The sequence below is a fragment of the Desulforhopalus sp. genome, assembly GCA_030247675.1.
Taxonomy (GTDB): Bacteria; Desulfobacterota; Desulfobulbia; order Desulfobulbales; family Desulfocapsaceae; genus Desulforhopalus_A.
The window spans coordinates 262,590-283,823 of record JAOTRX010000003.1; the positions used below are offsets into that span (position 1 = coordinate 262,590).

The following is a 21,234-nucleotide window of genomic DNA, read 5'->3' on the forward strand; positions in this document are numbered from 1 at the left end:
ACCGTCGATATGGATAACACTGTCAATGATATCATAATCCTGCTTTGCAAGGGTATTGCCAACAGAAAGCTCTACTTTGCCAAACATCCCAAGGTGCGGGGCTACGCCGAGGTCTTTGTCAAGCAATTGTCCGGTTATTTCAAGGCCAATGGCAAGAAGGAATTTTTTATCGGCGTCGTCGACAGCCATTTCATCTTCGATGGTCAACGGCTGTTTGGTCCTACCGTGGTCGGACGCCAGCTCATTGTCTTTCTGGAAATGCTCCGTTGCGGCGGCGTCTCCTTCACCGATGCGGTGACGGTCGACGCGGTAAGCCGGTTCATGGACCTGACCGACGGAGTGAAACAGCCACTACCAAGCCTTGCCGATGCCAGGGAACTCTTCATAAAAGAAGGCATCGAAAATATTACCCTCACCGGTCATTACAGTGATCAACCGGGGATCGGCGGCGTTGATGGCAAGAAACCCTGGGAGGGTGAGGAAACGGGCGGGTTCCTGCAATCACCAACCCTGATCTACCAGGCGATGTTTGACGTCGTCACCAGGGCCCACGGCGATGCGACCTTCGACCGGGAACTCGATATCGACAGCGCCAGGTCGGTCAGTGAGTTCATGCTGCGATTCACCCAAGCGAATTTTGCCGATGTCATGCAATACATCCACTACCCGGATTATGATAGCTATACCGTAGGTCATTCAGTCAGGGTGAGTTCTATTGCCGTTTATATGGGGATGCAGCTGAACTGGCCGGAAGAGGATATCCTGGCCCTGGCCACCGCCGCTATCCTCCATGATATCGGCAAGAGCAAGGTGGCGCCGGAGATTCTCTACAAAACCAGCGCCCTCAGCCAGGAGGAGTTCGGTCTTATCAAAGACCATCCGCGGATAGGTACCGAGCTGCTGCTGGCCCAGAAAGATGCCTCACCCCTGGATGTTGCCGCCGCATGGGGCCATCATCAACGCCACGATGGCCGGGGCTACCCACTGCGCCCGGCCTGGGCGGCCAGTAATCCGGTCATAGAGCTTCTCCAGATTATCGATGTCTTTGAGGCCCTCACCGCCATCCGCCCGTACAAAATGGCCCTTGCCCCGCAGCAGGCCTTCTCGATAATGATCAACGATAAAGGGGCCTTCCATCCTGGCCTGCTCAGCACCTTTATGGCCCAGATCAGCATCTATCCGCCCGGCACCTATGTCACACTGTCCGACGGCAATATCGGCATGGTTGCCGCTGTCGGCGCCCGTCTCGATCGGCCGCGGGTCCGTATAGCAAAAACCAAGAGCGGGACGGTGCTGGCCAAACACAGCCAATACGAGGTCGATCTGGGAAGCATCGCCCCCGGCAGCCTGTATATCACCAATCTGCTGCTCAATTACCTCAATGAGTGAGGTTTTTTGGGAGATTCATAAATGGCCGGGCCTGCCAAAACCGGCAGGGTACCCCGCAGCAAACCATTTCCCGGAAGCTCGTCTTCTGGTATATTCCCCGGTCTTCGCCAGGCGATTACCCGAGGCTTTCTTTTCCTCCACTTTGAAACGTACAAGACAGATGAACAGTTCGATCAGCAACCAGACCCTGCAGACGATTTACGCCCGGCACAGTATCCGGCAATTTCAAGACCGGCCGGTGGCCGACGAAATGATCCGGACGATCCTCGACGCCGCCAACCAAGCCCCCTCCGCCCACAACCAGCAATCGTGGCGGTTTGTTGTCCTCCGCGAGAAAAAGCGGCTGGAGCTGGCGCACCTCGTGGCCGCCCGGGCAAACGATTTCCCCAAACCGTCCTCGTCAATCCTGCGCATGGCATCGCGCTGTCTGGCCAGCGCCCCGGTGGTGATCAGCGTCAGCAACACCGGCAGCCTGATTGCCCACGGCAGCGAGCTTTTTAACCTGGAGCACGACCGCAGCCTCGATTTCTTCCGTACCATGGAAATCCAGAGTTCCGCCGCCGCCGTTGAAAACCTGCTGCTCGCCGCCACCTCACTCGGTCTCGGCAGCGTCTGGCTCGGCATCCTCTACCTCCTAAAAGAAGAGGTGCTGGCCTTTCTTGGCGAGGAAAACGGCGAGTTCATGGCGGTCATCCCCATCGGCCACCCGAAGAAGGACCAGGGCGGCCCGCAGAAAAAGTCACTGGAATATGTGTTGAAGGAATTTGCCTAGACCTTGCCCGCCAGTAGTAGGGAAAGTTGTCGTGAGACGTATGGTGTGTTGGGAGGGGAAAAGGGGGGTACGGATGAAATGGCCCGTTGGCCGGTGTGCTGCCTCCTTTTTAATCGTACTACCAAACAGTCAAGCCTGATCTTATTACTCCTGACCCAACTCAGGGAAATGCCTTTTGTGCCAGGCTTGACTTATGGATGTCTTGTAGCACCTGTTGAATTAACAACAATGGTACTAATTACCGAGGAAAAATCACCGAGTGTAGGTGGTAGTCCACCCACCACCACTTGTCGTTGTAAACGATCTCGAATTTCCCCCTGTTATTGTTTCTGCATGGGTCCCTTGCGAATCTGTAATTGACAGCGTCGAGCCACTCAAACTCCAACTGCCATTAGAGGGGCTCCCACTAATAGTGCCACCCGCAGGTGTTGTTAGTGTATAACTCGAACTAAATGCGCCATTTTCAGCAAAATTTGCACTGCCTGATGAGGTAAATCCAGTAGTATTCCTGCCACTAGTATTCCAGCTACCAACTATCGTGGTTGCGGTCAACGGTTCGCCGCTGCTACCTCCCCCGTCTCCGTTTCCATCAGACCCTCCACTAGCAATCGCCACTCCTCCGCCTATGGCGACAACCGCTACAGTCGCACCGACAACAACAGCCGTGGTTGTTATTCCAGCACTGGAGGCTACCACCGTTCCTCCGTAAGCACTTCCCGCGCCGCCTGACGATATGCCATTATATAAACCCGCAACAACACCAACCTTGCCTGTCGATTCGGCCAAGTCAATTGTAATATTATCTGTAAATCCTTCTATTTGGGTTGGGGCGTTGTTCAACTCTGAGTAAACATTGACCGGTTCAGGTTCAGTAGCAGTTGCCTTATCATTGTCATTAACAACCACTTTGTAGCTCTGCGATTTTACAACCATATTTGCTTTATTTTTGACCAAAATCAGGTAATCGAACGACTTCGCTCCGTTAGCAGGAGCTGGCAAAACCCCAGAGTACTTTTGACCGTTAAAATCTGAATTGAGGTTTTTAAATTTTTCCAAGAGGCTTTCCTCTTTTTTGTCAACCGCCTTAAGCGCAACAAAACTATAATCAGCTGCGTCCTGGGACTTGAAGTAAACCCGGACGACATCGACTCCATTGGGGTCACTAACATCTGTGAACAGGGATATACGTTCGCCTGCCTCGGCGTTTTCAACTGGCGTATGCCTAATCTCAGTAACAAGCTTCATCGCTTGTTGGCTCCCTGTTTCAACTGCCAGTACCGGGCAATTCACCATCATCACGAATGGCGTCAGTAGTGCAGCAAATACTCTTTGAAATCTCATCTTTGTTCTCTCCTTTTTAAGAACGTTTGCACTCAAATTCACTAACGGGTCTTCCAGAAACTTCCATGTCCTTTCAAAGTATCTGAAGGAAATGAAGTTTGAGATTACTACCCCTTTGTTCGATTCTCCGCAAGCACTTTGAAGTGGACACTCTGGTGACAGTCTAGTCCTGTTATTACTTTATGTTATCAGCTAGATGTTTCACTCTCTGATCATTCTTTGGGGAGTGGAATCAGGTCAGGTTTCACTTGTGGGTATTTGTCATGCCCGTAATACTTTACAAAGAGGATATATGAGCATCCTGGAGATTATTTATTTCGTCTTTTGCTAACAAAAACTACCTGTAAACCATTAATCTCAGCAATAGGGGATGGGTGCCACTCGGTGCGGCAAAGGAGAGCGTCTTTCGTTGCAGCTACCTTACAGGCAAAAGAAAGCAGGAGGCGCAGCCCTGCAGCGTTGCAGGCGGGGGCAACGCGACAGGACCGGCCTCCGGCAGGCTAGAGCTCGCCTTCTCGGAATTCGATGGAAAAGGACGATTCGTCTGATGTCGGTATCATTGCATATGTACCCTGGCGGGTGAAGGCGAGATGGGCGGTGTTGCCGGCGGTGGCGATGGCTTTGGCAATTCCCGCCCGTTTATCGGCTTCCGACTCGGCGTTGAAGAAGATGGAGACGGCCTCGCCCCTGTCCTCCATGCGCAGGAGAAAGGCATTGTGTTCGATAAAGATCAAGTCCTCATAACAGTAGGTCACCTGGTATCCGAGGCCCTCAAGGACCATCTTGATGATACCCATGGGCCGGAAGGGGATGAGGGGCTTTTCTGGCATAGGTGCCTCCGATTCGTTTGGGGGTCAATGGCTTGCGCCGGGTGAGCTGTCATAGAGATGCGGGTGGAGAATCGTCCGCACCTCCTCGCCAATGCTGAGGAATCTGATGACATCTTCTTCGCTCGGGGTGCACAAGGTATATCCGTCGAGGTCGCAGATCTCCTGAAAACCGTTCAGGTAGAGAAGGCCCTCGGTAAGCTCTGGCACCTCGCCTAAGTGGAGTTGCAATGCCCGGAGCAGGTCGGCCATGGTGTGGTTTTCGGCGAGATCGCCGTTTTTCATCAAGAAGGCCATGATCAGCTTTTCGATGGCCATGCAGGTGAGGTTGTAGAGGGTATCGGAGGTGAAGGTGGTTTTCTTTTTGCTGTAAGCCCCTTGGGCAGTTTTGAGAAACTGCTCGCCGTCACGTCGGTAGTCGCGCCAGTTGTCGATTTGCACAAGTTTCATTGGACCTTTTCCCCCTTTAAGAATTTTCGCAGACAGACCATCGGCGTTTCCTGCCAGGCCCTTTGCCGGTAAAAATGCAAGGCCGGGGCGTTGGTTCGGTCGGCGAGGAGCTGCATGCGTGTGGCACCCAGGCCCTGCCCCCAAGCCGCCAGTTCGTCCAAGAGGGCGGTGCCGATGCCCTGACCCCGCCAATCCAGCGCTACCACCAGGTCTTCGACAAGGAGTGCTGGCCCACCCTCGGCGGTTGAAATAAGTTGCTGGGCAGTGGCCATGCCGACCACGCCGCCGCCCGCCGTCTCGGCGACCAGGACCATCGCCTGCGGGGCGGCAAGGAGCAGTTCCAGGCCCCTTTGCTGCCGCTCCGGTGAGAAGGCAAAGTCCACCTCAATGGCAAAGAGCCGGCCCAGCAGACCTACCATGGCCGGGATATCGGCCGCGGTGGCCGGGCGGATGGCAGCCAGGTCGTGCATGCTTAGCCGATCAGGTATTCGCTTGGCGGCTCGCCGCTTTCCAGGCCGTCGAGGACCGCGTCGATGGCCGATTCGCTGTCGATCCCTTTAAACCACCAATTCTCCGGTTGGATGACCATGATCGGCCCCTGTTCGCACTGCTTCAGGCAGCCGGTGGCGACCACCTGCATATCCAGGCCGCGGTCGAGGATCTCCTCTTCGATGTACTGGAGAAAACCGTCGGTTTGCTTGTGACAGATCCCTTTTGGGTCGCCTTTGACTCGAAAACTTTGGCAGAGCAGAACCTGCCTTTCCGGTGTTGCCATTTGTAGCTCCTTTTTCTAGTGTTTCTGGGTGTAAGACCCCTTTTAGTTTTTTCCTTTCTTGCCCTTTTTGCCGCCGCCGTAGAGGGCATCGATTCTTCCTTTGATTTTGTCCTCGGCGACCAGTACCTTGAGCCCGGCCTCGGCAAGTACCTTGCGCGGAGTTTCTCCGGCGCTTGCGGCAAGGACGGCAAAGCAGTCGTCAAGGACGGCGGCAAACCTTCCCCACCGCTCGGGGCCGGTCCCCGGTTCCGGGGCGTCGCGGGTCTCCAGCAGGCAGGTGAGGCCATCGGCACGAGGGCCGTACACCAGGAGGCGAATCGCCTGACCGAGATGCAGATCGATATCGATGCCGTTCGAGCTGACCACCGCCACATTGGGTCGTTGCGCTGTCGCCATCGGTGTCTCGGTTGCGGCTTTTTCAAGGGTTTCCCCTTGTTTCCGGGCAAGAAGCGGTGACACTATCGGCAAATATTTTCGTGCCTTATCCGTCGCCGTCTGTACCTCCTGCGGGCTTGGGCAGGCAAGATCCACCTCGGCGCCCGCTTCCGGGAGATAGGGGATAAGGGCCATGCCGTCCGCCCCGAGGACCTGCATCGCCTCGCCTATCCTGGGTACATGGTTGATGTTCAGGTTGGGGTATAAAGTCGTGAGGATAGACACCTCGATGTTGTGGAATTTCAGGGCGGCGACGCCATTACGTTGTTCGCGGATCAACAGCTCGACCGCCTCGCCGACTTTCTGGGTCTTCAGACCCGGTCTGATCCAGGCATAGATCTTCTCAAGAATCTCCGCCTTGATGCCATCAACCTGCACCTCAACATAGCTGACTCCGGCCCGGGCCAGGTCACCGGCCAGCTTGTCGCTGCCCAGGCCGAGGGTCTTCAGGCCGATGAGCAGCTCCGGATAACGCTCGTGCACCAGCCGTGCCGCCTCCAGGGTGATATCGGGGCTCGCCAGCGGGTCGCCCGGCCCGGCTATCGCCACCATGCTGACGGGTGTTCCTTTGGCCAGGAGGTCGTCGAGCGCAGCCATGGCCTCGGCCACCGACTGGCACTGATTGCGCACCGGGGTTGGCGGTGAAAACCGCGTCCTGGCCACCGTCTGCGGGGCAATGAGCAGAAAGACGACCGAGGCCTTTGGCGCCTCGGCCGAGCAACTGCAGCCGTGTTGTTCTATAAGTGGGGGAGTGCACATTTTTTCCACCATGGGTAAAGAAGGGGCGGCAGCGGCGAGGGCGTTGCCGCTGCCGCCCAGACGAGCCTATAACACCAGCTCGAACTTCGATTCCGGATCGTCGCGGTCCTTGCGGTCAAGGAGCACACCGAGTATCTGCTCCAAAAGACGCAAACCACCTTTGTAGCCAACCGTCGGGAAGTGCTGATGGCCTTGCCGGTCGAGGATCGGAAAACCCCAGCGGACATAGGGCAGATCCTCATCGCGGGCGATATACTTGCAGTAGGTATTGCCGATGATCAGATCAACCGCCTCGTTTTTTATCCACTGGTGGAGGAGGAACATGTCACCCTTCGCCCGGACGTTGACCTTCCGGCCCATGGGGGCGGTGATTTCGTGGATCCGTTCCTCAAACTTCTTGCCCGGTGTGCCGGTGACGATATGGATCGGGCACATATCAATCGATACCAGGAACTCGGTCATGGCGATAACCTGATCGGGATCGCCGACCAGCGCTACCTTCTTGCCGTAGAAGTACTGGTGCATATCGGAGATCATATCCACCAGCTTGCCCCGTTCGATCATGATTTCCTCAGGCACCGTGACCCCGGCGACGGTGCGCAGGGCGTCGACAAAACGGTCGGTAGCCTTCAGGCCAAAGGGCATGTCGAGGATGGAGCAGGGTACCTTACACTTGGTGTCGAGGAGCCGTGCTGCATCCGCCGAGCACCATTCGCCAAGGGCTAAGGTGCCGATGGCCTTTCCGCTGTCTTTGATGTCGGCGATCTTTGCCCCGGCATCCGGAAACATTTTATACTCGCCGGTCAGCGGGCCGTTCAGCACCCCTGAGGTGTCCGGGAACATGTTGATGTTGACCCCGATGGTGGCCGATAACTTTTTGATCTCCTCCATGTCGGAGGGTTCAACCCAGCCGGGGATGATATTGATCTTGCCGTTCTTTTTGCCGCTCGGTTCGGCAAGCGCCGCCATCGCTTTGACCATATTGGAAAAGCCGGTGACGTGCGAGCCGACGTAGCTCGGGGTCGGGGCGCCGATCAGAGTCTTGCCTTCGGGCACCTTTTTCTCTTTTTTGGCCTTGTCGAAGATCTGCGGCAGGTCGTCGCCGATGGTCTCCGACAGGCAGGTGGTGTGCACGGCAATGACCTCCGGTTCGTAGACCGTGAAGATATTGTCGATGGCCTGCAGCAGATTGGCCTGGCCGCCAAACACCGAGGCACCCTCGGTAAACGACGAGGTGGCGGCGGAAATCGGCTCCTTGTAGTGGCGGGTCAGGGTGCTGCGATGGTAGGCGCAGCAGCCCTGCGAGCCGTGGCTGTGCGGCAGGCAGCCTTGAATTCCCAGCGACGCGTACATGGCGCCGATCGGCTGACAGGTCTTGGCCGGGTTGATCATCAGAGCCGACCGCTCCGTTATCTCTTTTGGTGTATGTCGTAGTAGCATGGTCGTACCTTCCTTTTGGCGCCGATATGCGCGTCATCTCTTACATGTTGTTCGCATTTGTTTTTCGTAGGATGCATCCCGGTACCCATACCACCGGAGCGGCGGTGCACGGAGTGCACCCTACATGTAGCCGCCGTTTGAGGTCAAACGTAGGGTGCACTCCGTGCACCTTCTACTGGTTATTCCCAAACGTAGGTTGCCGAAAGTTCGGGGTTCTCCTGCCACGGCGCCTTCATATAGCTCCACACCCGGCTGTTGACCAGCCGGTCGATCTCGCGGTAGAAGTTGATGGCGCCTTTAAAGCCGGCATAGGGGCCGCCGGAGTCGTAACTGTGCAGCTGTTTCATCGGTACGCCGAGCTTTTGGATCGAATATTTTTCTTTAATTCCGGCGCAGAAGAGATCCGGCTTCATGATTTCCACCAGCTTTTCCGCCTCGTACTGGTTGAGGTCGTCGATGATCAGTGAGCCTTTTTCCATATCCGGATTGAGGCCTTCATAGTCCTTGAAGGTAACGCCGCCTTTTGCCAGTTCGGCAAGTTCCGCCTCGGTCTTCCGCGGCTTGTAGAGGAGAGGATCGGGCTCCACCTCGATCTCCTCAATATTTCTGCTGTCGGCATCGACCTTCAAATTGGGGATGACATGTCGGCCCTCGTAGTCGTCGCGGTGACCGAACTCGTAACCGGCCGACAGCGTCTTCATGCCCATTTCGTTAAACAGTTCCTGATAGTGATGGGCCCTTGAGCCACCGACAAAGAGCATCGCCGTCTTGCCCTTGGTGCGAGGATACACCTGCTCCTGCACCGCCAGTACATCCGGCATCTCCTCGGCAATGACCGCCTCGACCTTGTCGATCAGCTCCTGGTCGCCGAAATAGGTGGCAATTTTGCGGAGCGACTTGGCGGTTGCCTCGGCGCCGATAAAGTTCACCTTGATCCACGGGATGCCGTATTTGGTTTCCAGCATGTCGGCCACATAGTTGATGGAACGGTGGCACATGACACAGCTGAGGTCGGCCTGGTTGGCGGAGGCAAACTTGTCGTAGGTGGCGTTGCCGGAGAAGGTCGAGATGTTCTTGATCCCGCATTTTTCAAGGATCCGGTCGATCTCGAAGCCGTCGCCGCCGATATTGTACTCGCCCAGCAGGTTGATTTTATATTTGTCGGTTTTCTCGGTCTCGCTCTTGCCGACGACATGGGTGAACACTTGGTTGTTGGCGATATGATGGCCCGCCGACTGCGACACACCCTTGTAACCCTCGCAAGAGAAGGCAAAGACGTTGCAGTCACCGAAGTGTTCCTTCATCTTCTTGGCCACCGCGTGGATATCGTCACCGATAAGACCCACCGGGCAGGTGGCGAAGATGGCGATGGCCTTCGGGTGAAAGAGGTCGTAGGCCTCCTGGACCGCTGCCGCCAGCTTTTTCTCGCCACCGAAGATGATGTCCGAATCCTGCATATCGGTTGACATGCAATAGGTGATAAAGTTGGCATTCGTGTCATTGATCGCGTCGGTCTGGTTGCGACGGGTCAGCCAGGCGTAGAAGCTGCAGCCGATCGGGCCATGCACCAGGTTGACGATGTCGCTGGTCGGCCCCATGATAACCCCCTTGCAGCCGGCGTAGGTACAACCGCGCATGGTGATGATGCCGGGGATGGTCCGGACGTTGGCGACGATCTCCGGCGTGGTGTTGCCCTGCGCCTCGTTGATCATGATCTGCTGGGCGCGTTTGCGGGCAACCTTCGGCGGATACTTCTCCAGCAATTGTTCTTTTATATTGTGCGGTTCCCACTGCACCAGTTTCTGTGCCTTAGCCATTGTGTGTCCTCCTGTCTCTATCTCACGCGATTGATTTCGCGCCCTTCTCGCCGGTCCGGACGCGAACCGCATCCGCCACCGGCAGGACGAAGATTTTGCCGTCGCCGGGCTTGCCGGTTTGGTTGGTTTCGATAATTGCCTGGATGATGTCGTCGACCTCGCTATCCTTGACGACAATAGTGATCATCCGTTTCGAATAGAGCTTGCCCTTTTCGCCAAGCAGGATTGCCGCCTCTTCATAGCCCTGTTCCGCACCTCTGAGCAGGTCGCGGTTGACAAAACCGAGACCCCGGCCCTGCGCCTCGTGGCCGAAGAAGGCATCGACTCCGGCGGCGGTGAGCGCCGCCTTGGTCTTGTTCATCATATTCATGCGGACCACCGCGATTATCTCTTTCATAGGGCTACCTCCGCAGGGGTATCCTCGCGTACTCCGGAACTGATGGTGTAGACATCCTCGACCTCGGTGATAAAAATCTTGCCGTCGCCAAAGGCGCCCTTGCCGGGGGTACGGGCCGCATCCATGATGGTATTGATGACGAAGTCCTTGTCCGCTGCCTTGACGACACTCATCAGCATGGTCTTGGGGATCTCGTCGTAGGTCACCGCGCCGATCTTGATGCCGCGCTGCTTGCCACGACCGGTCACCGAATACTTGGTCACCGCCGGGAAACCCGCATCCATAAGGGCGGCAAGTACGTCATCTGCTTTCTCCGGTCGAACTATGGCTCTGATCATGATCATCATTGTTGTCTCTCCTTTTTGATAATTCAGCGGTAGGGTGCACTCTGTGCACCATCCCGATCTCCGCGGTGCACGGAGTGCACCCTACGTAATTTGTTGTTATGCTTCCAGTAAGCCGTAGTCGAGGAGCAGCTGCTCCAGTTCTTCGATGGCCAGTGGTTTGGGGATGACGAACATCTTGTTGCCGTCGATGGCCTTGGCCAGACCTCGGTATTCGTCGGCCTGGGGCGCCTCTGGATTCCATTCGATAACCGTCTTACGGTTGATTTCGGCCCGTTGCACGTCGTTGTCGCGGGGGACGAAGTAGATCATCTGGGTACCGATTTTTTTTGCCAGTTCCTGGATCATCTCTTTTTCGTTGTCGACGTTCCTGGAATTGCAGATCAGGCCGCCAAGACGGACGCTGCCCGATTGGGCATACTTCATGATACCCTTACAGATATTGTTGGCGGCGTACATGGCCATCATCTCGCCGGAGCAGACGATGTAGATCTCTTCCGCCTTGCCGTCCCTGATCGGCATGGCGAAACCGCCGCAGACGACGTCGCCGAGAACGTCGTAGAAGGCATAGTCGAGGCCTTCGCTTTCTTCGTAGGCACCGAGCGACTCAAGCATGTTGATCGAGGTGATGATACCCCGGCCGGCGCAGCCGACTCCTGGCTCGGGACCGCCGGACTCGACGTTCCAGGTGCCGCCGTAGCCGAGTTTTCTGATGTTGTCCAGCTCGACGTCCTCACCCTCGTCACGGAGGGTATCGAGGACCGATTTCTGGGCGAGGCCGCCAAGCAGGAGGCGGGTTGAGTCGGCCTTCGGGTCACAGCCGACGACCATGACCTTGCGGCCCATCTCGGCAAGCCCTGCCACTGTATTTTGGGTTGTTGTTGATTTGCCGATTCCGCCTTTGCCGTAAATTGCCACCTTTCGCATGATGTTCTCCTTGTTTGTGGTGTGGTGTTTATTGGGTGCCGGGTTGTGAGTGTTGTTGCTGTTGCCCCTTCTTAGGCAAGAGCTGTGCCATACTGAGAATAGTAGCAAAATATTAAGTATATCAAATAGATGTTTTGGGAATATGAGAGTGGAGGGCTCTCCGTGGCCGAGGGGAGGGGCGGGTCAATTTAGTTGGAAACCGACAAAAAGGTAATAAAGTGCGGATTTGTAGTCTAGTGTTTCTGGCAAGTAAACAACAGTACAAAAATGTAAAAAAGGGGTTCTGGGGACCGACAAAAGTGTTGTAACAGCGGTGCCGGTGATTCGTGGTATTCATAAAAAGTCAGTTATCGCAGCATGATAGTGGTATGGAATGGTGCTTGCTATGGAATACAGTGAAAGGGTTCGGCCGCCGGGGGGAAATTTCCCCCGTGCAGAGTGCAAGCGGTGAAGGATTATTGCCGGCGGCAGTTTGCCGGTATTCGTTACTGAGGAGTTTGATGATGGATTCGTACCCAATGACTGCAACAACCGGAGACAGGAAGACTCAGGGCCTGGAGTTGGTGGCCCTGTCGAGAATTACCGAGCTGATCGGCACGGCTGTCGATCTTGATAATACCCTGGCCAGTATCCTCGGGGTACTCGGTGAGACCATGAAGATGGAAAGGGCGACCCTTCTCCTCTATGACCGGGTCCGGCAAACCTTGACCATCAAGGCCTCGTGCGGGCTCTCCGAGGAGGAGGAAATGCGCGGCGTGTACCGGCCGGATGAGGGGGTCTGCGGCCAGATCTTCCAGAGCTGCTCGCCCTTTGTGGTGCCGGATATCAATAGCGAACCGCTGTTTCTCAACCGCACCGGGGCGCGCTCGAAGGTGCGCAAAACCACCATCTCCTTTCTCGGAGTGCCGGTGGTTGTTCAGGGCAAGCCGGAGGGGGTGCTGACAGTCGACCGGCTCTTTGGCGACGACGTCAGTTTTGAAGAGGACATCCGCTTTCTTTCGGTGCTTGCCACCCTCATCGCCCAGTTTCTTACCCTGCACCGGGAAATCGCCAAAAAGGAGGCGAAACTCATAGAAGAGAATGCCTCTCTCAAGGCCCGTCTCCATAACGTTCACGGCGGCCATTTTATTATTGGCCACTCGAAACCGATGCAGGAGGTGTTCAGCATTATCGATAAGATCGCCAGCAGCAAGGTCACCGCCCTGTTGCTCGGCGAGTCGGGAACCGGCAAGGAGCTGGTGGCTCGCGCCATCCATGAGGGCGGCAATCGCAAGGACCAGCCGCTGATTAAGGTCAACTGCGCCGCCCTGCCGGAGACCCTTCTCGAAAGCGAATTGTTCGGCCATGAACGGGGGGCCTTTACCGGCGCCCATGCGGCGCGGCCGGGGCGCTTTGAGCTGGCCGACCGCGGCACCATCTTTCTCGATGAAATTGGCGAGCTGCCCTTGTCGCTCCAGGCAAAGATGCTCCGGGTGCTGCAGGAAAAGCAATTCGAGCGGATCGGCGGTACCAAGACCTTTACCGTCGATGTACGGATCGTTGCCGCTACCAATGTCAGCCTGGAAGAGGCGGTGGCCCAGGGCCGGTTTCGCGCCGATCTCTATTACCGTCTCAATGTTGTGCCCATTGTTTTGCCGCCGCTGCGCGAGCGAAAGGAGGATATTCCCTTGCTGTTCAGCCATTTTCTCAGCAAAAGCAATGAGCGGAACGGCAAAAAGGCGCAGATTACCTCGGACCTTCTCGACTTTCTCATCAACTACCCCTGGCCCGGTAACATCCGCGAGATGCAGAATCTGGTCGAACGGATGGTCATCCTGGCGGAGGGGGACCGCCTTTCCCTGGGCGATCTGCCAGCCAATCTTTTCATCCCCCAGCGGGCAGTTGCGCAGGAGACCAGGGATTTGCCGGTCAGCCCGGCGCCTCGGTCCTCCGGCAGTCCGAAGTCGCTGCACGACATCGAACGCCTGGAGATCGAGGCCTCGCTGCGCCGCAACGGCTGGGTGCAGGTGCGGGCGGCCCGGGAGCTGGGCCTTACCGAGCGGCAGATGGGCTACCGCATCAAGAAATACGGCCTCAACCGCTACGATTCCTTTCGGTTGGAATAGGATTTCTCGGCAGCGCTGAGCAGTCGGCGCAGTTCATGATCGTGTAACGGGCGCCGCAGCCGTCTGGTCACCTCGCGGATTTTTTGCACTGCTTCTTCAGGCGGGTTTTCCACCAACCGCTCGTCCAACTCCTCCAGGTGGGCGAGTATCGCCCGCCTGCCGCTTTTCGGGCCGAGGAGGAGGCTGCGCCTGGCGCCCACCCTTTCCGGGGCGAATGGCTCGTAGGTTTGCGGATCGTTGCGCAGGCCCTGGAGGTGCAGGCCGGTCTCGCAGGTAAAGATGGCATCGCCAACGATCGGCCGATTGCCGGCGATTGCCTTGCCCGTGAACTCGGCGACATACTCGGCAAGGGGTTTGAGCATCTCCACCTGCCACCGGGATTCCCCTTTGACGAGGGCCAGATAGCCGACAACCTCCTCCAGCCGGGCGCAGCCGGTGCGTTCGCCGAGACCGAGAACGACGGTGTCGACGAACCGGGCCCCCGCCTCAAGGGCGGCAACGGCGTTGGCCGTGGCCATGCCGAAGTCGTTGTGGGTATGGACGGCGACAGGGCAGGTGGTGAGTTTCTCGCCCAGTTGTCTAATAAGCCCGGTCATCGTCCCGGGCGAGGCGATGCCCAGGGTGTCGGCCAGACGAATACGCTCTGCCCCGAGCCGTTCGGCAGCCATGGCCATCTCTGTCAAGAAGCCGATGTCGCTGCGGCTGGCATCTTCAAAACCGATGGCAAAGGGTATCCCGAGTTTTGCAGCGCAGTGCATGGCCGCTGACATGGTATCCATGGCCCAGGCGCGGTTCTTCCCCAGGCGTTTTTCCAGATGGATTTCTGAAACGGGAATCGATAGTGACAGGAGGTCGGGCCGCAGTTCTGCCGCCATGGTGATATCCTCCTCCCGGCACCGGCTCCACAGCGACAAGCGGAGGTGCGGGTGCTGGTCACGGCAATAGGCGATAAGCAGGCCGGCACAGGGGTGGAAAGGCGAGGAGATGCCGAGTTCCACCTCCGTCACGCCGATGCGCACCAGCCCGTCGATGATGTGCCTCTTTACTTCCGGCGAAAAATAGACACCGGGGCTTTGTTCGCCTTCCCGCAGGGTGGTATCGATAATTACAGAATTGTGGCGCATGGTCTATTCTCCATGGAATTTGAAGAACAGTTTGCAAGTTGAATGCCAGGGCCTCGGGGATGAAGAAAGAGTCGATATACCGGTGCGAATTCCCTGAATCATCCGAGAAGACCGGCGACCGGCACTGTTGGGAAATGGCGACATTTTGGTAGGGAAAACACCTTACTGAAGCGACCGCGACAGGGGCAGCGGTCATGTCCTCACAGCAACTTTCACCAGGGGCGTTGATAGGCGGTTCGGCAATTTGACTTTTCTCTGAAGATGATGATAAGCTTGGGCAGGATGGTGTCTCTAAAGGCCATGAAAAATGTAGCAGCATGGGTGTGTATGCAAGTAATATCAACATATTACTGGCTAAGCGATGGCGGCGGACGATTGTTGGAGATCGACGAGACACTGGCCGGTCTGCTCGGCTATTCCCTGTCGCAAATCCAGGCTGTCGCCATTACCGATATCGAGACTGGACTGATTCTTCAGCCCAGCCCATCGGTATGGCAAAGGACCGCCAGCTACCGCAAGCGTGATGGCACCACCCTCGCCATGCACTGCTGCACCCGCTACTCGCCGGTCAATGGCGGGCAATATTTCACCTTCGTCCAGGCGCTGCCTTCCCCTGAAGCACCATCCGTTCCTGCCGCTTCCAATTCCTTGTTACACACCATCCTCGACGCCCAGCCGAGCAATATCGTCCTCTTCAATCTCCAGTCGGAGGTGCTCTGGCTGAACCATACCGCCTGCCGGAGTTGTCATGGCAGCCTGGTCGACCTTTTGGGTAGAAAATGCCACGAGATATGGCCGGGATGCCTGGAAAAAAGCTGTGGCCGTTGTCCCGTCGAGGCAACCATTGCCTCGGAAAAGATCGAGCAACGGAAGATGACCATGCCGAACAAACGGCGCTGGCGGGTAACTACAGTGCCGATCCACGACGCACAGGGGAATTTGAAAAATGTGCTCTTTGTCGGCGACGATATCACCGATTACCTGACCATCGACAAGGAGGCCAGGCAGAGCCATAAACTGGAGTCCCTTGGCACCTTGGCTGGGGGCATTGCCCATGATTTCAATAATATATTATCCGGGATAGTCGGCTATACCGAACTCTCTCTGGCGGTCGCGGGCAACGAGGAACCGTTAAAGGGATATCTGCTGGAACTGGCCCAGGCGGGAAAGCGGGCGACCGGGCTGGTACGGCAGATCCTCACCTTCACCAGGGGCGGCGAAGGAAAGCTGGTGAGTACCGAAATTCCGGCTATCACTAAAGAGGTATTGCAGCTGCTGCGCTCGACCTTGCCCAGTACCATCGAGTTGAAAAGGAAGATTGACAGCAATGTCGATCCGGTCCTGGCCGATCCGGTGCAGATACACCAGGTCATCATGAACCTCTGTACCAATGCCGGCCATGCCATGGAACCGGAAGGGGGGGTGCTCACCGTCAGTGTCGGCAAGGCGGAGGTCCCGCCGGATATTTTCCAACGAAATAAAGACCTTTTGCCGGGTGATTACCTGCATCTGTCGGTCAGTGACACCGGTTGCGGCATGAATCAGGAGGTGATGGCCTCGATCTTCGATCCCTACTTCACCACCAAACCGCCGGGGCATGGTACCGGCCTCGGGCTTTCCGTGGTGCACGGCATTGTCAAGGATTGCGGAGGCCATATTACCGTCGATTCTCAGGAAGGTGAGGGCACCACCTTTACCATTTATCTGCCGACGGTGGAAAGAGACCGAGCCCTCGACCTGGTCGCCAAGGGCACAAGCCTCCTCGGCGGCACGGAGACCATTCTGGTGGTTGACGATGAACCAGTGGTCCTCGATGTCACCAAGACCTATCTGGAAATGCAGGGATATACGGTACGGACGGAGAAAAACAGCCAGGTGGCACTGAATACTTTCCGTGATGCTCCAGGAGCCATCGATCTCCTCATCTCCGATGTCACCATGCCCCATTTGACCGGCGATATTCTAGCGGCGGGATGTTTGTTGATTCGGCCCGATCTGCCGGTGATCCTGATGACCGGCTTTACCGACAGGGTGTCGGAGCAATCGGTGAAGCAGCTGGGTGTCCGGGCCCTGCTGATGAAACCCCTGGTCGGTAAAAACTTCCTGACCCTGGTTCGCCGCCTACTTGACGAAGCAAAACAGCTCCCTTAAGGGTTGAGCTTAATACTGCAGCAGTTTTGGTTCCCGCCAATTGGTATCAAAGCCCATTTCCAAGAGGATGGCCTTGGCTGTCTCCATGTTGGCCCCGACGTTGGCGACACCGTGCGAGTCGTCGCCGGGGACGACGGCTATGTCCATCTCCCTTGCCATCTCCAGGATTTTCCTGCTGACATACGGCTCGTCGGCACCCTTCAAAAGGGAGCGCAGGTTGAAGTCCATAATCAGGTCAAGGTCCTTGATGAGAAGCAGGTTGCGTTTGATCCGGGCTATGATCTCTGGTTGCAGGATTCGCGCCTTATAGTCCGGGTCGAAGATGCGGATGAGGTCGAAGTGGCCGACCACCGACGGTTTCAGCAGGCCGATCATTTCATATTGTTGATCAAAGTAGCGGCAGTACATCTCGTCCTTGCCGCCGACCGCCGCCGCTGTCTGGTCGTATTGCTCGCGGGAGTAGTCAAAGCCCAGATCGCTGACGAAATGGACGGAGCCGACGACATAGTCCGGCTGGAAGGTAGCGATGAGGTAGGGCATGAATTCCTGGTAGCCCGAATAGGTCTCGCTCTCGATAGCGGCAAAGATCTTGATCTGTGAGCGGTATTTTTCCTGGAGGCGCCGGCATTCTTTCATGTAGCGGCCGTACCGCTCAAAGAGAAACTCCGGGGTCAGCCCGGCGGCCTGTTGGTCGGGGTAGAGCAGATGCTGGGCGAGGCCGGGGGCGTGCTCGGTGATTCCCACCCAGGGGAACTGCTTGGCGATATATTGCTGGATGATTTCTTCCAGCATGTCGGTTGCATGGTGGCAGAACTGCCCGCTGTGGCCGCCATGGACGGATACGGAAGCGATGGTTTTCATTTCTTTCGGTTGCACCTTGTCAACATGGGAAAAAGGAAGGTCAGCGGCCGGAGGAACCAATTGGCACGGCAGTCTAACAAAAAGCGGCTACTTCCACAAGATTGCTGCGCATCGCCTGCGGAGAAAGCCTGCAAAAGGGCGGCGATACCGGCGAGTGCCGGCCCGGATCGGAAGATCTGAACAAAAACGGCCTGTTCTGCGCTCATCAGTGGAGGAATTCGCCGGTGCTCGACATGGCCAGGTTGGCGTCCCGCACCCCTCTTAAAGCGCTGAGGCGGTCGGCAAGCTCCTGGACATCCTTGGCCTTGCCCCTGACGACGATGACCTCCAGACAGTTGTCGTGATCCATATGGACGTGGGTGGTGGAGACGATGTGGTGATGGTAATCGTGCTGCACCAGAGTGATTTTTTCCTGCAGCTTATGCTGGTGGTGGTCATACACCAGGCTGATGACTCCCATGACCTTTTTGTCGGCCTGCCACTCCTCCTTGACGAAGGCCTTGCGGATCAGGTCGCGAATCGCTTCCGACCGGTTGGTGTAGCTGCGGGAGGTGATATGTTCATCGAATATTGTCAATAGCTCCTCTTCAAGCGAGATGGAAAACCTTTTCAGCATGGAACGGCTCCTCCGGACATTGATAAACGGGGAATTGTTACTCCCTTTGCAAAGGGTGTCTTCTCGAACAGGCGATTTCCTCAGATTTCATTAGGCGGGCCATAGAAATGGCAGGATCGCAGTATGAAATTCACTATAAAAGGTCGTCACTCGAACCGCAAGTTGCAAGTTTCGGCGGCAACGACGGAAATTTGCGGGGATGTTCGGTAGGTAGAGAAGGATGGTCAGTCCGCCTGGTTGATCTTTTGATACTCATCACTGCCGCGCAGGCGGTACAGGCAAAAAAAGACAGTCAGGACCAGTCCGGCCAGGGCATACCAGGGAAACCAGCCTATGGCCGCCTGGAAGGCGTAGGTGCCGATCGCCTCTTGGCTCCAGTCGGGATGGCGGTGCAACCCCGATTCTCGAAGTCCGCCGATGAGCAGGGCGAAGAGGAAGCCGATCAGGCCGTAGGCGAGGTTGAAGGCCATGCCTTTAAAACTGAGAACGGTTGCCCGCTGGTGCGATTCGGTGACGCGATTAAGGTAGTGGCTGGTGAAAAAGGAGGTCAGCATCAGGGCGGCAAAGACCAGGGCCATTGGCAGCAGGCCCCAGTAAGGGAAAAAGCCGGTGAGGCCGGTGAGGCCGAGCAGGGCGATGCCTGACACCCACCACATGTTGGCGGCAGCGGAGTTTTGTGCCGCCATCCGTTCGGCGATTTTCGGGGTGATCAGGCCGAGGACGGCCATGGCCGAGCCAAGCAGGCCAAAGCTCGCCTCCGGTAAGTCAATCAGCCGGTAATATTGGCTGGTCATGGTGACGATCATCCGCAGCACATGATCGAGACCGGTACCGAGAAGGATGATCGCCAGGGCGAAGGGTGTCTTCGCCAGCCAGCTTACGGCGTCGAGGGTCTTGCGCAGGGCGGCAAGGGCGGTGGAACCCTGACCTGCGACCTTTGATGCCGCCTTTTCGCGCATGGAAAAGGCCGTGGCGGTGGCCAGGAGGGCCAGGCCGAGGGTCAGATAAACCGGAAAACGCATGGTGTCCAGCTGGCCAAGAACGATATCCGAGCCGAACCAGCCCAGCACCTTGTTGACGACGCTTGGGTCGTAGACCAGGGCGCCGAGGGTCATGGTGGCAATCATGGCGGCGGAGCTGAGGCGCATCTGCAGGCTGAGCACCTTCGGCCAGTCATCCGGGTTGCCCTCAGCGGCCAGTGAGTCGTAGGCAATCGCCTCGTCGGCGCCGCTGGCCATGGCCTCGGCGAGACCGCTGAGGACGCGGTTGACGAGAAAGACGGTGAAGATGAGGCCCGTGTTGCCCAGGGGGACAAAGGCGAGCAGGCTCATCTCCGCCACCATCAGCAGGGCGGTGGCAAGCAGCAGGTATCTGCGGCCGAGGATATCGGCCAGCGCCCCGGAGGGCACCTCGACGCAGACAATGGTGATCGCCCAGACGGTGTTGAGCAGGGCGAACTGCTCGATGGTCAGGCCGTAGTCGAGGAAGAGGATGGTGAAGACCGGGTAATAAAAGCGCGAATTGAAAAAAATACGAAAGGCGATGAACAGCCGGATATTGGTAATGGAAAATGGGGATATTGGCGATGCCATGGCTGTTTCCTGGTGAGATGGGCTGGGGCAGTGTCAACCTGGAGACATGGCCCCCTTTGTCGGCTGTTTATACATGGTAAGACTTGAAAATGCTTTGGCAAAGAAAAACATGCCGGCTGTCAGTAGGACGGGAATTGCGGCACTGTCTGCCCGGCCCTGTCCTCTCCGGCAAAGGCCCTTTCCAGCCGGCGCACGCAGAGTGAAAGGCCAAGGCAGGGGACCAGATACATGACGGAGATGGTCAGCCACACCTCGATGGCCGCATGGGTTGAGGCCATGACCTGCAGGCCCTGGAAGGTTAATTCCTGGATGGAGATGATCGAGACAATCGACGACCACTTGATGGTGTTGATGAATTCGCCGGCGAGCGGTGGCAGCATGATTCGCGTTGCCTGGGGCAGGATGATCCGCCGCAGCAGCTGCCATCTGGTCAGTCCAATAGACTTGCCGGCCTCCCACTGGCCGGTATCGATTGCCTGGATACCGGCGCGGACAATCTCGGCGATATAGGCGCCCTGGAAAAGGGCAAGGGTCAGGACGCCGGAGAAGAATTGGTTGATGAGGTTCGGTTCGGCAAAGAAAAAGGCCAGGAGGGTGCGGCCCGTGCCGGTCGCGGCACGGGCCAGCTCTTCAAGGCCCGCCAGGGCAAGCAGCTGGTCGCTGACAAAATAATAAAAGATAAATACCAGCACCAGCGGCGGGGTGTTGCGGATAGACTCGACATAGGTTCGGCCGGTCATCCGCAGAAAAAGACGCGGCGAGACCCGGCAGAGGCCGATGGCAAAGCCGAGCAGGGCGGCAAGGAGGGTGGCCCAGACGCTCAGCTTGATGGTGGTGAAGAAGCCCTCAAGGAGGATATTGGCCTTCCAGCCTTGGGTTTCCCCGTCAAAGCGCAGCAGGTAGGTGGGGATGACTGCCCAGTTCCACTTGTAGTTGAGGGCGAAAAACAGGCGATAGACCACATAGGTGAGAAATCCGAGGATGACGGCAAGGAGTACCCAGTCAAGGACGGTGATGGCCGGTTTTTTCAGGCGCATGGGCAGTTTTTCGATTTTCCCCCGCCGCACAGGAGACCGGCGGGCAGAGGCGGGGAGAAAACCATCCCCGCCAGC

General features: G+C 57.0%; 20 protein-coding genes. 4 read left to right on the forward strand and 16 right to left on the reverse strand.

Annotation, left to right across the window (positions count from 1 at the left end; all coding sequences use genetic code 11):
* Positions 1-9 precede the first annotated feature (9 nt).
* Together OEL83_08435 and OEL83_08440 are read left to right on the forward strand one after the other, a co-directional pair.
* Positions 10-1,389, forward strand: coding sequence for an HD domain-containing protein (locus tag OEL83_08435; protein ID MDK9707062.1), 1,380 nt, complete (start codon positions 10-12; stop codon positions 1,387-1,389).
* Positions 1,390-1,549: 160 nt separating this feature from the next.
* A complete protein-coding gene (locus OEL83_08440; GenBank protein ID MDK9707063.1) occupies positions 1,550-2,161 on the forward strand; it encodes a nitroreductase family protein in 612 nt (203 codons plus the stop codon).
* Between the two features lie 252 nt (positions 2,162-2,413).
* Here OEL83_08440 and OEL83_08445 read toward each other — a convergent pair whose 3' ends face one another.
* The 11 genes from OEL83_08445 to nifH form a co-directional block, all read right to left on the reverse strand.
* Positions 2,414-3,502, reverse strand: a complete 1,089-nt coding sequence (locus OEL83_08445; GenBank protein ID MDK9707064.1) for a hypothetical protein — start codon at positions 3,500-3,502, stop codon at positions 2,414-2,416.
* Positions 3,503-4,002: 500 nt separating this feature from the next.
* A complete protein-coding gene (locus OEL83_08450) occupies positions 4,003-4,332 on the reverse strand; it encodes a hypothetical protein (protein MDK9707065.1) in 330 nt (109 codons plus the stop codon).
* Between the two features lie 24 nt (positions 4,333-4,356).
* Entirely contained in the window at positions 4,357-4,779 is a 423-nt protein-coding gene (locus tag OEL83_08455) for a HEPN domain-containing protein (GenBank protein ID MDK9707066.1), read from the reverse strand.
* Positions 4,776-5,249 (reverse strand): GNAT family N-acetyltransferase, encoded by a 474-nt coding sequence (locus OEL83_08460; protein ID MDK9707067.1) that lies wholly within the window; start codon positions 5,247-5,249, stop codon positions 4,776-4,778. Before OEL83_08460 ends, OEL83_08455 begins: the two co-directional genes overlap by 4 nt.
* A 2-nt stretch (positions 5,250-5,251) precedes the next feature.
* The gene (locus tag OEL83_08465; protein ID MDK9707068.1) at positions 5,252-5,554 is read right to left on the reverse strand and encodes a (2Fe-2S) ferredoxin domain-containing protein; all 303 of its coding nucleotides are present in this window, start codon (positions 5,552-5,554) and stop codon (positions 5,252-5,254) included.
* A gap of 42 nt (positions 5,555-5,596) precedes the next feature.
* On the reverse strand, positions 5,597-6,748 hold the full coding sequence (locus OEL83_08470; protein MDK9707069.1) for a hypothetical protein: 1,152 nt from the start codon (positions 6,746-6,748) through the stop codon (positions 5,597-5,599).
* 66 nt (positions 6,749-6,814) lie between these two features.
* On the reverse strand, positions 6,815-8,188 hold the full coding sequence (gene nifK / locus OEL83_08475) for a nitrogenase molybdenum-iron protein subunit beta (GenBank protein ID MDK9707070.1): 1,374 nt from the start codon (positions 8,186-8,188) through the stop codon (positions 6,815-6,817).
* 179 nt (positions 8,189-8,367) lie between these two features.
* Complete coding sequence (nifD, locus tag OEL83_08480; GenBank protein ID MDK9707071.1) at positions 8,368-10,005, reverse strand: nitrogenase molybdenum-iron protein alpha chain; 1,638 nt, start codon at positions 10,003-10,005, stop codon at positions 8,368-8,370.
* Between the two features lie 22 nt (positions 10,006-10,027).
* Positions 10,028-10,402 (reverse strand): P-II family nitrogen regulator, encoded by a 375-nt coding sequence (locus OEL83_08485; protein ID MDK9707072.1) that lies wholly within the window; start codon positions 10,400-10,402, stop codon positions 10,028-10,030.
* A complete protein-coding gene (locus tag OEL83_08490; GenBank protein MDK9707073.1) occupies positions 10,399-10,749 on the reverse strand; it encodes a P-II family nitrogen regulator in 351 nt (116 codons plus the stop codon). Before OEL83_08490 ends, OEL83_08485 begins: the two co-directional genes overlap by 4 nt.
* Before the next feature lie 96 nt (positions 10,750-10,845).
* Positions 10,846-11,673 carry a nitrogenase iron protein gene (gene nifH / locus OEL83_08495; GenBank protein ID MDK9707074.1) on the reverse strand — a complete coding sequence of 276 codons (828 nt, stop codon included), beginning with the start codon at positions 11,671-11,673 and terminating at the stop codon, positions 10,846-10,848.
* A 500-nt stretch (positions 11,674-12,173) separates the two neighbouring features.
* Here nifH and OEL83_08500 point away from each other — a divergent pair, with 500 nt between their 5' ends.
* Positions 12,174-13,778 (forward strand): sigma 54-interacting transcriptional regulator, encoded by a 1,605-nt coding sequence (locus OEL83_08500; protein ID MDK9707075.1) that lies wholly within the window; start codon positions 12,174-12,176, stop codon positions 13,776-13,778.
* On the opposite strand, the gene OEL83_08505 is transcribed toward OEL83_08500, so the two are convergent.
* Positions 13,754-14,902: a pyruvate carboxyltransferase gene (locus OEL83_08505; protein ID MDK9707076.1), complete on the reverse strand. Its 1,149-nt coding sequence runs from the start codon at positions 14,900-14,902 to the stop codon at positions 13,754-13,756. The genes OEL83_08500 and OEL83_08505 overlap by 25 nt on opposite strands.
* A 327-nt stretch (positions 14,903-15,229) precedes the next feature.
* Here OEL83_08505 and OEL83_08510 point away from each other — a divergent pair, with 327 nt between their 5' ends.
* Positions 15,230-17,053 (forward strand): ATP-binding protein, encoded by a 1,824-nt coding sequence (locus OEL83_08510; protein ID MDK9707077.1) that lies wholly within the window; start codon positions 15,230-15,232, stop codon positions 17,051-17,053.
* A 9-nt stretch (positions 17,054-17,062) separates the two neighbouring features.
* On the opposite strand, the gene OEL83_08515 is transcribed toward OEL83_08510, so the two are convergent.
* From OEL83_08515 to OEL83_08530, 4 genes are all read right to left on the reverse strand, one after another.
* Positions 17,063-17,914, reverse strand: coding sequence for a histidinol-phosphatase (locus OEL83_08515; protein MDK9707078.1), 852 nt, complete (start codon positions 17,912-17,914; stop codon positions 17,063-17,065).
* Positions 17,915-18,119: 205 nt separating this feature from the next.
* Complete coding sequence (gene nikR / locus OEL83_08520) at positions 18,120-18,530, reverse strand: nickel-responsive transcriptional regulator NikR (protein ID MDK9707079.1); 411 nt, start codon at positions 18,528-18,530, stop codon at positions 18,120-18,122.
* A 224-nt stretch (positions 18,531-18,754) separates the two neighbouring features.
* Positions 18,755-20,122 carry an MFS transporter gene (locus OEL83_08525; protein ID MDK9707080.1) on the reverse strand — a complete coding sequence of 456 codons (1,368 nt, stop codon included), beginning with the start codon at positions 20,120-20,122 and terminating at the stop codon, positions 18,755-18,757.
* A gap of 119 nt (positions 20,123-20,241) precedes the next feature.
* Positions 20,242-21,159, reverse strand: a complete 918-nt coding sequence (locus OEL83_08530; GenBank protein MDK9707081.1) for an amino acid ABC transporter permease — start codon at positions 21,157-21,159, stop codon at positions 20,242-20,244.
* Positions 21,160-21,234 lie beyond the last annotated feature (75 nt).